This is a genomic window from Lachnoanaerobaculum gingivalis, from assembly GCF_003862475.1.
GTDB classification, from domain to species: Bacteria; Bacillota; Clostridia; order Lachnospirales; family Lachnospiraceae; genus Lachnoanaerobaculum; species Lachnoanaerobaculum gingivalis.
Genome location: NZ_RRCO01000003.1, coordinates 159,324 through 175,440, shown reverse-complemented (window position 1 = coordinate 175,440; position 16,117 = coordinate 159,324). Strand labels below are relative to the sequence as shown.

The following is a 16,117-nucleotide window of genomic DNA, read 5'->3' as shown; positions in this document are numbered from 1 at the left end:
TACTATCCCATAACAAGGGAGAAGTGAGATGAAGCAGGTAACGAGTATCTTAATAGGTGCAGGATTAAGAGGTGGATATGTATATTCTCAATATGCATTGGATCATCCAAATGAATTTAAGATAGTGGCTGTTGCGGAACCGGATCCGGAGAGGAGAGAGGCCTTTTCAAAAAAACATAATATTCCGCAGGAAATGCAGTTTAAATCATATAAAGAACTATTAAAAAGAGAAAAAATAGCAGACTGTGCAATGATATGTACGCAGGACCGGATGCATTATGAACCGGTGGTAACGGCGTTGGAAAAAGGATACCATGTACTATGTGAGAAACCAATGTCACCGGATAAAGAGGAAATAATAAAAATGGGAGAGATGGCAAAACGATACGACAGGATTTTATCAGTATGTCATGTTTTACGTTATTCTCCATTTTTTTCTAAAATAAAATTATTATTAGAAGAAAAAAAGATAGGTCAATTAATTACAATTCAGCATATTGAGGAAGTAGGGTATTGGCATCATGTCCATAGTTTTGTCAGAGGAAATTGGAGAAACGAAAAAGAGTCAAGCCCAATGATTTTACAAAAATGTTGTCATGATATGGATATTTTACTATGGCTTGCAGAGAGCTCTTGTAAGAAGATAAGTTCTTTTGGAAAATTAACATACTTTTCGGAGGAAAATGCACCTAAGGGAGCGCCAAGATATTGTATGGACGGATGCAGCCACCGTGACGAATGTCCGTTCTATGCACCAAGATTTTATCTGGAGCATTCAAAAGCGGTAGAAGATGGACTTGTATATGCTGTGACCGACAATGCAGATTCTAAACATATATTGGATGCATTGAAGAAAGGGCAATATGGAAGATGCGTGTTTTATTCGGATAATACAGTAGTTGATCATCAGACAGTAGAAATCGAATTTGAAAATCAGGTAACAGCATCATTTTTGATGACGGCATTTACAAATCAATGTGCAAGAAGAATCCGATTGATGGGAACCAAAGGTGAAATAAAAGGAGATATGGAAGCCGGGATAATCGAAGTAACAGAGTTTGTAAGCGGTACAAATGAAGTTATAAAATTGCATACTCCAACAAAAGGACATAGTGGAAGCGATATGAATATGATGAAGGACTTTGTCAGAATGGTAGGAGAAGGAAAAAAAGGAAAAACAAATGCGGATATTTCGGTGGAAAGTCACTTAATGGCTCTTGCGGCAGAGGAATCAAGAGTAAATGAAGCAGTGGTTAATTTCAAACAGTACACAAGGCCAAATGCTGAATGAGTGTGGTTTATTTATAATAATCAAAGCATAGAAAAGAGAGATAAGAATGGCTATATCATATAATAATAAGAATCGAATATTTAAACTGGATACAGAGAGTACATCATATTTAATTGGTATATCGCCGGAGGGATATGTAGGACATGTGTACTATGGTGAAAGGTTGAAATGCGATGATGCTTATTATCTGCTACGAACAGAAGAGGCACCATATACGCCATCAAAAAACGAGAGGGAAAAGTTATCATTTCTTGACTACTTTCCTATGGAATACCCCTCAGGTGGAATAGGAGATTTTCGTGAAAGTTGTATTAATATCCGTAATTCGGCAGGATGTATGGCAAGCGAGTTCTTCTATGAATCTTATGAAATTACTAAAGGAAAAGCGAAATTAGAAGGGCTGCCGGCATCCTTTGGTGAAAAAGATGATGTAACAACACTTAATGTTAAATGCGTAGATCCTGTTTTGGAGATTGAATTAGCTCTTTCATATTCAGTGTTTGAAAGAGTAGATATTATTACCAGAAGTGTTAAAGTAATCAATAAAGGAAAAGAGAATGTAAGATTGGAAAAAGTCTATAGCGCCTGTGTGGATATGGACAATGAAAGCTTTGAACTGATTACACTCTGTGGTGCATGGGCAAGAGAAAGACACATCCGGCGTAGACCGATATGTTATGGAAAGCAATTGGTAAGCTCTGCAAAGGGAGAATCAGGTCATCAGGAGCATCCATTTATTGCACTTGTAACACCCGGGACAAATCAACAGCAGGGAAGAGTCTATGGAATGCATTTTGTCTATTCCGGCAATTTTATCGGACAGGTAGAATTAACACAGTTTGATTCGGTTCGCATGGTAATGGGAATTAATCAAGAAGAGTTTTGCTGGAATCTGTATTCAGGAGAATCTTTCCAAGCACCTGAAGTTGTACTTACATTCTCAGGAGAAGGACTTGGAAAAATGACACGCTCATTGCATGATTTCTATCGTCAACATATTATAAGAAGCCCTTATAAAAACATGAAGCGTCCGATTTTGATCAATAATTGGGAAGCAACATATTTTGATTTTAATACAGAAAAGCTATTGGATATTGCAAGAGTTGCAAAGCAAGACGGTATTGAGATGCTGGTTATGGACGATGGGTGGTTTGGTAAACGTGACAATGACAGCTGCTCACTCGGTGATTGGGTTGTAAATGAGAATAAAATTACCGGAGGACTGAAATATCTTGTAGATGAAGTAAGAAAACTAGGGTTAAAATTTGGTATTTGGTTTGAACCGGAAATGGTTTCACCGGATTCTGAACTTTACAGAGAGCATCCGGATTGGGTAATTCATATTAAAGGAAGAAAAGCAACACAAAGCCGTCAGCAATATGTACTCGATTTATCAAACCCGAAAGTAATTGATTATGCCTATGAATCAGTGGCAAAAATCTTAAGGAGTGCGGCAATTGATTATGTGAAATGGGATATGAACCGTCTGCTGAGTGACTTGGGAAGCAATTATCTTGATAAAGATTCACAACAAGAATTATTCCATCGTTATGTACTGGGTGTATATCGGATGCAGGAGCGTTTAATTACAGAATTTCCAGATTTATTACTTGAAAATTGTTCAAGTGGAGGTGCAAGATTTGATCCGGGGATGCTTTATTACAGTCCACAAATTTGGTGTTCGGATGATACAGATGCAATAGAACGGTTGGAAATCCAAGAAGGAACAGCATTGATTTACCCTTTGTCAACAATCGGATCACATGTTAGCGCGTGTCCAAATCATGCTGTTGGAAGAATAACACCATTTGAAACAAGAGGACATGTAGCACTTGCAGGCACATTTGGCTATGAATTGGATATTACAAAACTTTCAGAAAAAGAACATGAGTTGGTTATACGGCAGACAAGAATGTATCACAAATATAATGATTTAGTTAGAGAAGGGGATTACTATAGAATTGCATCTTTTTCTGAAAACGGTTATTATGACTGCTATATGGAAGTATCAAAAGATAAAAAAGAAGCACTTGTAACTTATGTTCAGGTACGTGGTATTCCAAATAGTCACAGTAGAAGATTAAAACTGCAAGGTTTAGATGAAGATAAGATATATTGTTTGGAAGGGACCAATGAACAATATACAGGAGAAATGTTGATGAAATGTGGATTCTTATTTAAAGATTTTTGGGGGGATTTCGAGAGCAGGCTCTACTATTTTAAATAAATATGGGCTCCTTTGGGAAAGGAGCCCATATTAAATCCGACTGACCTATATTCTTTAATATTATTCCTTAACAATATCCTTTAAAGCTCCGTTGTAGTCAAAAATCAATTGAAGTTTTTCACCTTCATTATCAGGAAGCTTAAAGTTACCATATTCATCCTTCTGTACTGATGAAGTCTGAGCAGTGAAATTATGATTTACAGTTGCCGGAATAGAGATAGAATAAGCAATATCTCTTGGAAAGTCCTCCTCCTCAGTATTATCGGAAAGTGGACGATAAAGTAAAGTATTTTCTCCGGTTTTCCAGACCTCAGCATTTTGCTTAAATTCACTGTCTGACCACTGTTCAAAAACCTTAGGCTTATTGCTGCCCTTTCTAACAACTATATATTCTGTGTTTAATCTACTATAACTCATTCTCCATCCTACATCCTGATAAGGGGTATATATTTGGGTGAAGACCATCAATAATAAATCTCCGTCAACCAATTCCGCTTTGCCGATTGACCGACCTGTCTGACTGTCCGGATCAACTTTAAAAAGCTCTGAAATCAGAGGCTGTCTGCCTTTTTGATTGATTTGATAAACCGATCCTTCATCAATATCAAGTTCACCGTCAGATCCACCGTCTACGATATCGATTTTCCCGTTATGTGCAAAAATGAGTGGAATATTAGGAGCTGTTTCTTCCTGTGTATCCATACCTTGCTGTATGAGCTGAAGGCTGTTTTCTTCTAAACGGGCCTTATAAATTTCTACACTTTCCAAAAAATGAGCTGTTCCGCCATAATACCCGAAGGTAAGATAATACTCCTTACCATCCTTGGTAAGTCCCTTAAATTCCGGAGAGGAATATGATTCTTCATTTACATTAAGATCGCCTATAATAATATCTTCATCAGGCTGCTCAAAACTTCTTCCAAAAATCTGTCTTGAAGTAACATTATACCCGTCTTCGGAATAATTATCACCTTCTATGAGGAAACCGCCGTTTACAAAACAAAGAAATACCACAGAAGAACCTTCTTCACTTGCCCAAATATATGGTGTTTCTTTAGAACTTAAATCTATAACACCGGCAGAACCCCAATCTCCCTTAGCCAGATATTGTCCGTTTTCACTTATTCCAAGTATCACACCTGCTCCAAGTTCTTCCCTGTCTTCTCCCTCCATATTTACACTATAACTTTTTGATGTTCCGTCATCAGTCATTTCCGACAGATAAAACCTTTGATTACTATAGTACAATTTACCATAGCCGCTATCTTTAAAGAGCTCCTCTACCTTACCGTCTTCTTTTAGACGGCAAATCCATGAGACACCTGTGGAAGTCGGATATTCTAAAAATTCACCGAACAGAGCATTTTTCTCCAGTGCATATTCACCATATTTTCTAAAATATATATCAGAACCTATTTTAACAAAATAAGCACCGTTATTTATGACTTTTTCGTTTTGTATCCTACCGTTATCCTGATTTTCACCTTGCTTTTTGCTGTCACTTTTTTCTGATTTAACGGTACTTTCTGAGCTTTGCTCTGTTTTAGTATCGGATTCTGCTTTTTGTGAGAGCGTGCAGGAACAAAGAATCATTCCCATACAAAGAATTACAAAAACGGATCTTATTCTTTTTATCATATCTCCTCCTCATAAACAAATCGTAGTTGTAAGACTGGTTATTTTTAAATGTGACAGTTGCTTTTTAGAATCATTAACAGTTCCAATATAAAAGCAATAATATCGTATATGTTTAACTTTATTGAGTTAAACCATGTAATAATTCCAAATGAATGATATGGAATACGGCACATTTTATATGTCTTATTATAGCATTTACGATAGTTTCGGTATACAGATAAAACCAAAATATTTATTGGAGGACTCGTTGATTAAGTATATATAATACAGATGTTGTAAGGTTTTCTTACGCGATTTTAAATCTATATAAAGGTAAAAGTCGAATTGCTTGCTTCCTTGGCACGCAACTTTGGTTACCTTTTGTTGGATAGAGGGCAATCTTTAATTAATATGAAGTCATTCCAATATTATGACAGAATGTATCCATGTCAGGATAGTGCAAACAGTATAGGAAATCTTATTGCTCTGCCATTGCAGGGAAGGGCATTAAAAAATGGAAATAGCGCCTTTATTGACAGTAATTGGAATGCCTATCCTGATCAGTGGGATATTTTATTAAACCATACAATGAAGTTGTCTATGGAAGAGATAGTGGATTTTATGAAAAAATGGAAGGCTGAAATCACTGAAGCAACAGGTGTTGTAACTGATGATATGGAATGTAGACCTAAACCATGGAAAAAGAAACAAGTATTTAATAAATCTGATGTTGTAGGCAAAATGCATATTATTCTTGGCGATGGGGTATATGTAGATGCATTGAATCTTATGCCAAGGATACAGAATCAAATAAGAAGCTTGGCGGCATTTGACAACCCTATCTTTTATAAGAATAGGCGCTTAGGATATTCAAATTATTATAATTTTAGTTCTGTTTATATGGGAAAAGATATTGACGGATATATTCGTATTCCAAGAGGGCTTAGAGAGCAACTTATAAATAATTGTAAAGAAGCCTGTATTGAGTACGAGATTAGTGATCAAAGAGAAATGGGAAGACCTATAAGAGTATTTTTTAATGGAGATTTGCGTACAGAGCAGGATTTGGCGGCGAACAGAATGTTACAGCATGATCATGGAGTGCTTAGTGCAACTACTGCATTTGGAAAAACAGTGGTCTGTAGTTATTTGATATCACAAAGAAAAGTCAGTACATTAATTCTCCTTCATAGCAAAGATTTGATTGAACAATGGGTAGAAGAATTAAATAAGTTTTTAATTATAAAAGAGAAACCACCAATTTATAAAACAAAGACAGGTAGAGAAAAACGAAGAGACAGTGTGATTGGAGTATTAACAGGTAATAAGAACACAATTACAGGAATTGTTGATGTTGCTATGATTGGGTCAATGTATAGTAAGGGAAAATTCAATGATTTTATTAATTCTTATGGACTGGTAATTATGGACGAATGTCACCATTGTGGATCTAATACATCGATAGAAGTAATGGAGAGAGTAAATTCAAGATACGTTTATGGAGTTTCAGCAACACCAAAGCGTGGGGATAATCTTGAAAAAATAGTATATATGTTATTAGGTCCGATAAGACATAGCTATACTGCGAAAGAGCGTGCGAAAGAACAGGGGATTGGATATTATGTATATCCAAGATTTACAAGAGTTATTGATACAAATGAAACTAGGAATGATATTAGTGCTGCTTATAATTTAATAAGTAACAATAAATTAAGAAATGAAATGATTGTAAATGATACAAGGCAGGTAATTGCCGATGGAAGAACTCCGCTTATTCTTACAAGATATAAGGAGCAGGCAAAGAATTTATTTGATATTCTGTCAGGTGCAGCAGATTATGTGTTCTTGCTTTATGGTGATAATAGTGATAGGGAGAATTCTGAAATCAGAAAAAAATTAAAGGAAGTTTTATGTGAAAAATCAATTATTTTAATAGCTACCGGGCAGAAGATTGGTGAGGGATTTGACTTTCCAAGATTAGATACATTGATGTTGGCGGCACCGGTTTCATTTGATGGAAGATTGGAGCAGTATGTTGGGAGATTACATAGAGATTATGAAGGTAAGAAGTATGTGGTTGTTTATGATTATATAGATGCTCATTTAAAAGTTTTTGAGAAAATGTATTCAAAACGTCTAAGAACTTATAAGCGTTTAGGATATTCTCTAATTTCGAATACAACATTAGATAAACAAGTTGCAAATGCAATTTATGATTCAGGGAACTATATTGATATATTTGAACAGGATATTGTCGAGGCAGAAAAGAGAATAATTATTTCAAGCCCACATATTGTTCAGGAGAGAATTGATAGAATAATTTATATTACAAAACAGCAGGTGGAAGCAGGATGTAAGATAATCGTGATAACAACTGATCCTGAAAAAATGAGCTTTGGAAGCATTAATGATTATCAAGAAATGATTAATCAGATGAAAGCATCAGGAATACAGGTTGTTATTAAAGATGAGGTAGATGAACATTTTGCAGTCATAGATGAAGAACTGGTATGGCATGGTGGTATGAATCTTTTAGGCAAGGAAGATGTGTGGGATAATTTGATAAGGATAAAATCTGCTGTTGTAGCGGAGGAGCTGATGGAATTATCCTTTGGGAATTAAACAGAATTTAGATATTAGTTTTTTGTAAAGAATGATTCTGGATTAGATTGTACTATACTTTTAATAAATATGATGATTTAATGTTCTCAATAATAATATATGGTACGAATAATTAGTATAAGTATATAAAAAACCATCTTTAAAAGTCGAATATACAAATAAAATTATAATTGAATAGTTTTTTGAAATAACGTATAATCAAGCTTAATATGACAAAAATATTTAGATACTCCATATCAAATAAATGTAGTTTGAACTATTGTATGAAGCTTTAAGAAAGAATATATGAATTGATGAGGATTATTTAAAGGACATGTATTTGAACGTGTTATTTTAGAATAATATGCACCGGTATTTATATGGTCAAGTAGGATATAATAGTAGCCGGGATGACAATCAATACTTAAATAGGTATGAAGAGTTATATGTTAGTTAGAAGTATATATTTATGTTGTACATTGTATAAATATAATAACAGGACAGGGAGATGTTAAATGGATACAGCCTTTTTGAACAGTAAAATGAACGAGTATATGTTTCGACTGAATCAGAAGATGAGCGGATGGCTTTCAAAAAAACTTCCGAAGATTACAGATGATTGGTGGCAGGAATTGGTTATTAACAATCTCAGCACATATCAGAGAGAGAATGTTCTCAAAGAGGGAATCAAGGAAATTGATGGACTTGATTTGGCGGCATTACTTCGTATTGTACATCGTAACTGGTTTGTAATTACAAGTATGTTCTATCTCAATAATAAGGAACGCGAAAAAATTCATGATATGCAACAGATTAGGAATGATTGGGCACATATTGCTCAAAATCGTATATATAAAGAGAAGGTTATTAATGATATAAATGTTATTATTGATCTTATGTATACATTTGATGCTTCTATGCAGGAAACAAGAGATATGGAAGCTTTAATTATGGATGTAGAAGAAGATAAGGATTTACAGGGAGTAGTATCGGAGTATACTGTTAAAAAAACTGGAGTATTGGAGGCTTCCGAGAAAACAGTCATATCTGAAACTACTGATATTACAGTGGGAAGTGTTGTGACGCTTGTAAGTAATTCTAAGATTATCGGTGCAGTTATTGCAATAGATGGTAACAGCTACTCAGTACTGATTAATGGTGATATACAAAAATTTTATCGTGAACAAATTCGATTACAGGAAAATAAAAAGGCGGAATATTATCTTACATTAAAAGAAGTACGTGCAGCACTCACAGCTTATCAAATAAATAATCCGGGTTCAGGGAATTTGTATTCGTTAAATGCAGCCAGAATTGATTTTGTACCATACCAGTTCAGACCGGCTCTGAAAATGATTAAGTCAGACAGCCCACGTATACTTGTAGCGGATGATGTAGGTGTAGGTAAAACAATTGAAGCAGGTTTAATTCTAAAAGAAATGGAAGCAAGGTCTTCTCTAAATTCAGTTCTTGTTATATGTCCACGACCTCTTGTAGCTGAGAGAAAATGGCAACTTGAAATGAAGCGTTTTGATGAAAATTTTACTCAGTTAGATGGTAGGGCACTTGCAGAATGCATACAGGAAACAGACCGTGACGGAGAATGGCCTGAAAGACATAGTAAAACAGTTATCCCGTATTCTTTATTTAATGAGGATTCCATCCTTGGAACGCAGTCAAAGTCCCCAAAAAAACATAGGAATTTAGGCCTTGCAGAGCTTGATCCGATTCCACATTTTGATCTTTTAATTGTTGATGAAGCTCATAATATCCGTAACTCTAATACATGGATGTATCGTGGAGTTGAACTTTTTTGCCGTAATGCTGATGCAGTTGTATTCCTTACAGCTACACCGCTTCAGAATAGCAATAACGACTTATATACAGTACTAAACCTTTTAAGACCGGATTTAGTTATTGATAAGGATACATTTAAGACTATGTCAGAGCCAAATAAGTTTGTTAATAATCTTCTTCGTATTGTGAGAAATCAAGAAGAAGACTGGCAGAAAGCAGGGAAGCAGGAAATAGCCAATATACTTGGAACCACATGGGGAAGAAATGTTATTCAGCATAATCCTGACTTTGAAAAAATTTTCACTGTCTTGGACAAAAAGGATTTATCCAGAGATGAGAAGATTAAGGCAATATCCATTATAGAAGGATTTCATTCATTCCATACAATGATTAATCGTACCAGAAGAAAAGATATTGAGGATTTCTGTATTCGTAGAACGCAGACTGTAAAAGTTCCGTTTAATAGCATTCAAAAAGATCTTTACGATACGTTGATAGAGTTTGAAAGTACTGCTCTGGCTCAGTTGCATGGTAGACAGAGTGTACGTTTTATGCTTTGCACAATTATGCGTCAGGCATCCAGCTGCATTTATGGTCTTGCACCATTTATGAATGATTTAGTAGATAAGAGATTAGCACAGATTCAGGAAGATGGTGAATTATATGAGAATGATTTTGAACTGAATTCGGATGAGGAAAACACTTTGTTTGAACTGGCTGATGATATATCAAAACTATCGAAGTCACTTACTATAGACGACACTAAATTTATGAGACTTCTTGAGATAGTGAATCAGAAGCAGAAAGAAGATAATAATCGTATTATTGTATTCAGTTCATTTAGACACACACTTGGTTACCTGAAGAAGAATTTAAAAAAATATGGTATCCGTGTAGGTCAGGTAGATGGATCAGTACCGGATGAGGAGAGATTTAATCTTCGTAAGAGATTCTTACTTGATAGGGATGAGAAGGATGCAATAGATGTTCTTTTGTTCAGTGAGGTTGGATGCGAAGGCCTGGATTACCAGTTCTGTGATTCTATGATTAACTATGATTTACCTTGGAACCCAATGAGAATTGAGCAAAGAATTGGACGTATTGATCGCCGTGGTCAAAAGAGTGATACAGTAAAGATCTATAATATGATCACAGAGGATACAATTGATGCTGTGATTTATGACAGGTGTCTTTCAAAGATTGGAGTGTTTGAGGAAAGCATTGGTGATTGCTCAGAAATTCTTGGCGATATTTCAGATCAGATATTCAAGATTATGTTTGATTCTGAGCTTACGGATAAAGAACGTAAGATGAAGATTGAGAAGATGGCAGACAACGAAGTAATGAAGGTTCAGGAGCTTCACCGTTTGGAGCAGGAAGAAAAATCATTGTATGGATTTGACCTTTCTAAATATATGATAGATAAGGATGTTCAGGAAGCTGAAAATCAGTGGATTAATCCTCAGAGCATGAATGAGATGGTTGGTGTATTTTTTAGTGATTACCTTGGACAAGGGGAGTATTTGAGAGGTAAAGCAGAACTAAAGACACTTAGACTTGCTTCAGATAAGCGCAGACTACTTCTTAACGATTTGCTCTCAATGCAGCTACCGGCTAATAATAATGCTGTTAAGATTTGGAAGGCATACCTTAAGTCTGATAAACCGGTTCTTTATGTAACATTCGACAGTAATTATGCTAAGGATAATAGAGATATTACTTTCCTTACACAAATGCATCCGCTGGTTATGAGTGCAGCAGCATATGTGAGTAGAAAATTCCCATGTAATCTTAGTGTGTGTATTTCAGATTCGGGAATACCGTCAGGCAATTATGAATTTACAATTTATGCATGGAAGTATGTTGGATTAAAACCTGATATAAGGTTAATTGCTATCAGTGATAATGAAGAGGTTGAGAAGAATATTCTTTCATTCATTCATTATGCTTCTGAGTACTCAGGTAAAGAAACGTTTCATTATGACCAATGGGATGACATGGACAGATTGCATTACCGGAGATGGCAGATTGCAAAAGATGTATATACAAAAGATGTTAGAAATGAGTGCGAATACCGCTTGGAGCAGATAGCACATTCCGCTAATCAGCAGGAGACCATTGTTAGAGCTCAGATTGATGTCGCAACAGAGGATAAGATTAAGAGAATGAGAGTATCACAGCTTGAGAATCTCAAGAAGAAATATGAAGAACAGAAAAGAACGGTAGAAGAGACCATTAGTAAGGCAGATATTCACACCAATTTACTTATTAGAGGTGTATTGCACGTGGTCTAAAAGAATGTGGGGAATGGAAAGTGGGTAAGATTAATTATCACGCAATATATGAGAAAAATAAACATGATTGGTTTGCTATGACGGAGGAGCCTCAGAAATATGAGGCTCTTTTGGCGGGACATTATTCAGATAGTAACCATTTTGTATATGAGCTTTTGCAGAATGCAGAAGATGTAAGAGCAAGTAAGGTTGTTATTGAGTACTATTGTGATAAGCTTGTTTTTTACCATAATGGAAAACCTTTTGACGAGGATGATGTACGTGGAGTTTCATCTATGTTGATGGGGACCAAGAGTAGAGATGATGCAAGTACAATTGGAAAATTTGGTATGGGGTTTAAATCTGTATTTAAGTATACATATCAACCGGAGATTTATTCTGATGAAGAAGGATTTATTATTCAGAATTATCTTCTGCCTAAAGAAGTAAATAATAATTGGGATTTTAGAAAGATAAAAGAAGAGTTCAACTACTCGGATGGCAGTAAAAAAGTATATGTTTTTGCTAACTGTGAGCATCTAACAAAAATTATAATTCCTTTCAATAAGATTGATTCCAAGGGGAAACTTAGTTATGTAAGTGGTAATGACGTACTGGATAAATTAGAGGGATTATCAGGAGAAATTCTTCTATTTCTGACATATATTCAGGATCTTTGTTGGATTAATAAGGAAGTCGGTAAATATGCTCATATTACTTTGAGCAAGGACTCAAAAGACGAGAACCTTATAACTTGTCGTATATCTGGAAACAATAGTGATAGAAAAGAAGATATTTCAAAATATTTGAAGTATAAAGATGTCTTTGATCATCCTGAGATGAAAAATGCTGAAGTAAGTGTTGCATATAAGGTTAACAGCCTGGCTAAAAATGTTAATGAGATCAATAGTTCACCTATATGGGTGTACTTTCCAACCAGAGATAACACAAGACTGCCATTTCTGATACAGGGAAGTTTTGAAACAGCAGTTTCAAGAGAAAAATTGATGACACCGTCAGATTTTAATAATGTACTTTTTAATCGACTTGGTACTTTAATAGCAGAGTCTATGGAAGATCTTGGCAGAAGAGGATTAATTACTCAAAACTTTATACGTCGAATTATTTTAGCCACATTTCAGGACGAAGTAGAAAATAATACTATTCCCGGGTTGTCAAAGAAGATAACTAAAGTATTTAAGTCAAAACCACTGGTTCCTGATGCAAATGGACATAGTCGTATGGCATCAGATTTAAAAATTGCTGTTCCATTTTCGCTTGCAGAACAGGCAAACTCAGTACTATGGATAGATGCATTTGATGGAGTGGGGGATTTTGTTGCGCTGAATGCAGAACATGAGTTAAGATTTACAGAATATTATTCTTGGTTACGTGATAAGTTAGAAATACCGGTCTTTAGCTTTAAAGATTGGGCTCAAAAACTCTGTGAACAACCGGAACGTACAGTAAGCACAACAGATGGAACGCTGGATGAGCTGAAGACTTTTTATAGCTTCATAAGTGAGTATCAAGATAATTATTACAACAATGAAAGAACAAATTCCAGAGCAGGAGTTTATGAAGCAACTATTAGAGGGTGTTTACCAGGAGCCTGGGAGTATCTGAGAGAAGCGCCTATTGTTCTTAATGCAGAAAATCGAATGATTCCGGCATATAAGGATGATATGCTACAGATTTATTTATCTTCATCAAGCAAATACAGGACAATTCTGAACTCAAAGATTGTAAGTAGGCATATCGCAAAAGATTACCATAAACTGTTATCAGAGGGATTAAAGATTGCAGAATTTGACAATTATCAGTTTGTAAAGGAAAAAGTAATTCAGAAGTACGTGGAAAGCATTGATGGTGGGATAGGGTTTGAAGATGTGGAAGATCTTAAACAGATATTCAGCCTTTTTGATGAGGTTGATGATGCTGATGAGGTTAGGCAAATGCTTAAAGATGCATACATTATAAAAGTAAAAAATGAAAATGAGAATGAAAGTAGAGAAGAATTTGCGAAGCCGGAAACTGTTTATATTGAACATTCAGATGAGGGTATTGATTTATCAGTATATTATCATCCGATAACTCTTGCTTATGATGACGGCGAAGAGGACGAGGATGGTAATATTATATATACAGATAGTGATGAGTTATATGACTTCGGACTGCAACATATTGATACAAAGTATTATGAGACTAATGGTATTTCTATTAGCCAGCTTAAAAAACTCGGATCAGTCACTACACCGATAGTTGAAGGAAATCGTTGTGGAAGAGGCCATGGTGATGACTATTGGGATGCATTGGGAGAATTTTGTCCGTTTATTAATATAGATTGTTTGGAAGATAATCTTGAATATATTGAAACTCATATAGATTCAGAACTGGCAAAAAAGAAGTCGTCTGAAATTCTTAAACTTTTACTAATTATCTCGAAAAAGCTAAAGGGTTCAATAAAGAGAAGGCAAAGAAATCCATATACGAAGGAAGAGACAGCTGATTTGCTTGAAACAATTAATGCTTATAAATGGCTATTTGATAAGTCGGGGAAGCTTTATCCTCCAATAGAGTTATCACGTTTTGACTTGGATGAGAATATCTATGACGATATTCCGATTAATAAGCATGGATTTGAAATATTGGGATTTGTTGAAAAGGATGTAGATGTAAAGGCTGAGACTTTTGAAAAAGTACAGGCTCTTGATCGTAAAGATAAGAAAATTGTATTTCGACAGTTGGCAAAAGAGCTTGGCTATGATCCTGATTTTTTTGAAAAAAAACAGGTGCAGAACAATATACCTTATTTGGATGATGATGTGAATAATGAAGTATTTGATCCAATTTCATGGATATCAGATGAGTTTCCACAACACAGAGTTAATGATTTTGAGAACTTGACAGGCCATGTACGAAGGCAGTTTTTCTTTGCAGATCCTGTTAAGTATGAGAAGGTGATGCGTCAGATTAGAACAAGTAAGTCACAAAAAGCAGTTAGAGCATACACTATTGGTATGTATTTGAATGAAAGCGGTGTGAATATTTGTCAGATGTGTAAGAAGCCTTCACGACATGTTGATGCTGTTGAAATTGCAAATTTCGGAATTGAAATGCCACAGCTAAATCTGTCTTTATGTCCATATTGTGCAAGGGTATATAAGGAACTTAGAGATGTTTCAAAAGATTATTTTAGGGAAAAAATTAGAAATGCAATTCTTGAACTTGATGTAAAGAAAATAGAGGATGATTATAAAATTGAGATTTCTAAAGATGAGATAATTGATTTTACACAGACACATATTGCAGAGGTCAAGGAGATAATAAAACTTATAGATGAATATGGAGTTCCTGAATCACAAAACAAAGATATTGATATTGAGGTACATCTAAAGAAACAGGTAAAAGATGAAAAGACAATAGGAACGGATAATCTACATGATAGAGTTGATGTAAATATTCTTAAGGAAGGAGATATGGTTAAAAACGCAAAGTATGGTCAAGGTACAATTGTAAATATTGATACTATTATGAACCATATTGATGTTGAGTTTGAAAATGCAGGTAGGAAAACATTTGAGGTACCCACTTGTTTTGAAAAAGGTTTTTTAAAATTAATCACTAAATCAGATGATGCTAACTCATATACCTCATTAGAAGAACATAATGAAGTTAAAAGTAATAATCAATTAACTTTGGTTAGATACTTTACTGAATCGGGTTTTGAAGTAATTGATAAACGTGATAGAGGTGGAGCTCTATGGGTTGTAGGTACTAGAAAACAACTTGAGGATACTGTAAATGAAGCAGAATTAATATTTAATGTGGAAGGTACGTATTGTGACGGAGGTCGTGCAGTAGGATATAGAAAATCATGGTTTACAAGAAGTAAAAAATAGGAGGTGATTAACATGGCTCAGCATATTTCCGTTAGAGTTGCATGGCATGATCATGGATGGGACGGAACAGTATGTCAGAATCCAGGAGATAATAACTCATGTCTTAGGCTTAAAAATATATCGGAAAATAGAGATGATACGTTTGAAAAAAGTGTTTGTGGACAGTGTATGACATATAATGAAGAGAAGCTGCCTTGCATAGCTGAAAGTTCAGCTTTTATGTCTAATTGTGATCTGGTGCGCACTACAGTTCATCCTTATAAGCAGTCAAATAAAAGCTCACATGGTCATTTTCTTCCAACAGATATTGTATATCCTGCGTATTCCTTTGTTACAAAACCATTTGCATGGATGATGCTTAAAAATATTGATAAGAAGTAGGAAGAGTTCGGTATTGATTTCGGCTTGG

General features: G+C 35.1%; 7 protein-coding genes. 6 read left to right on the top strand and 1 reads right to left on the bottom strand.

Annotated elements, in window-relative coordinates; translation table 11 throughout:
* Positions 1-28: 28 nt before the first annotated feature.
* Both EHV10_RS07665 and EHV10_RS07660 read left to right on the top strand, forming a co-directional pair.
* Positions 29-1,291, top strand: a complete 1,263-nt coding sequence (locus EHV10_RS07665; RefSeq protein WP_128674137.1) for a Gfo/Idh/MocA family protein — start codon at positions 29-31, stop codon at positions 1,289-1,291.
* 46 nt (positions 1,292-1,337) lie between these two features.
* On the top strand, positions 1,338-3,518 hold the full coding sequence (locus EHV10_RS07660; protein ID WP_128674136.1) for an alpha-galactosidase: 2,181 nt from the start codon (positions 1,338-1,340) through the stop codon (positions 3,516-3,518).
* Between the two features lie 60 nt (positions 3,519-3,578).
* Here the strand turns inward: EHV10_RS07660 and EHV10_RS07655 are convergent, their stop codons facing one another.
* Positions 3,579-5,156 (bottom strand): hypothetical protein, encoded by a 1,578-nt coding sequence (locus EHV10_RS07655; protein WP_128674135.1) that lies wholly within the window; start codon positions 5,154-5,156, stop codon positions 3,579-3,581.
* A 324-nt stretch (positions 5,157-5,480) separates the two neighbouring features.
* Here EHV10_RS07655 and EHV10_RS07650 point away from each other — a divergent pair, with 324 nt between their 5' ends.
* From EHV10_RS07650 to EHV10_RS07635, 4 genes are all read left to right on the top strand, one after another.
* Positions 5,481-7,757, top strand: a complete 2,277-nt coding sequence (locus EHV10_RS07650; RefSeq protein WP_408610086.1) for a TOTE conflict system archaeo-eukaryotic primase domain-containing protein — start codon at positions 5,481-5,483, stop codon at positions 7,755-7,757.
* A gap of 494 nt (positions 7,758-8,251) precedes the next feature.
* Entirely contained in the window at positions 8,252-11,827 is a 3,576-nt protein-coding gene (locus tag EHV10_RS07645; protein WP_128674134.1) for an SNF2-related protein, read from the top strand.
* Between the two features lie 20 nt (positions 11,828-11,847).
* A complete protein-coding gene (locus EHV10_RS07640) occupies positions 11,848-15,708 on the top strand; it encodes a sacsin N-terminal ATP-binding-like domain-containing protein (protein WP_128674133.1) in 3,861 nt (1,286 codons plus the stop codon).
* Positions 15,709-15,720: 12 nt separating this feature from the next.
* Positions 15,721-16,089, top strand: coding sequence for a hypothetical protein (locus tag EHV10_RS07635; protein WP_128674132.1), 369 nt, complete (start codon positions 15,721-15,723; stop codon positions 16,087-16,089).
* The last annotated feature ends 28 nt before the right edge of the window (positions 16,090-16,117 follow it).

What these genes read in the sequence shown, in the direction of transcription:
- EHV10_RS07665 (WP_128674137.1), top strand. Translation starts at nt 29, where the DNA reads ATGAAGCAGGTAACGAGTATCTTAATAGGTGCAGGATTAAGAGGTGGA.
- EHV10_RS07660 (WP_128674136.1), top strand. Translation starts at nt 1,338, where the DNA reads ATGGCTATATCATATAATAATAAGAATCGAATATTTAAACTGGATACA.
- EHV10_RS07655 (WP_128674135.1), bottom strand. Translation starts at nt 5,156, where the DNA reads ATGATAAAAAGAATAAGATCCGTTTTTGTAATTCTTTGTATGGGAATG.
- EHV10_RS07645 (WP_128674134.1), top strand. Translation starts at nt 8,252, where the DNA reads ATGGATACAGCCTTTTTGAACAGTAAAATGAACGAGTATATGTTTCGA.
- EHV10_RS07635 (WP_128674132.1), top strand. Translation starts at nt 15,721, where the DNA reads ATGGCTCAGCATATTTCCGTTAGAGTTGCATGGCATGATCATGGATGG.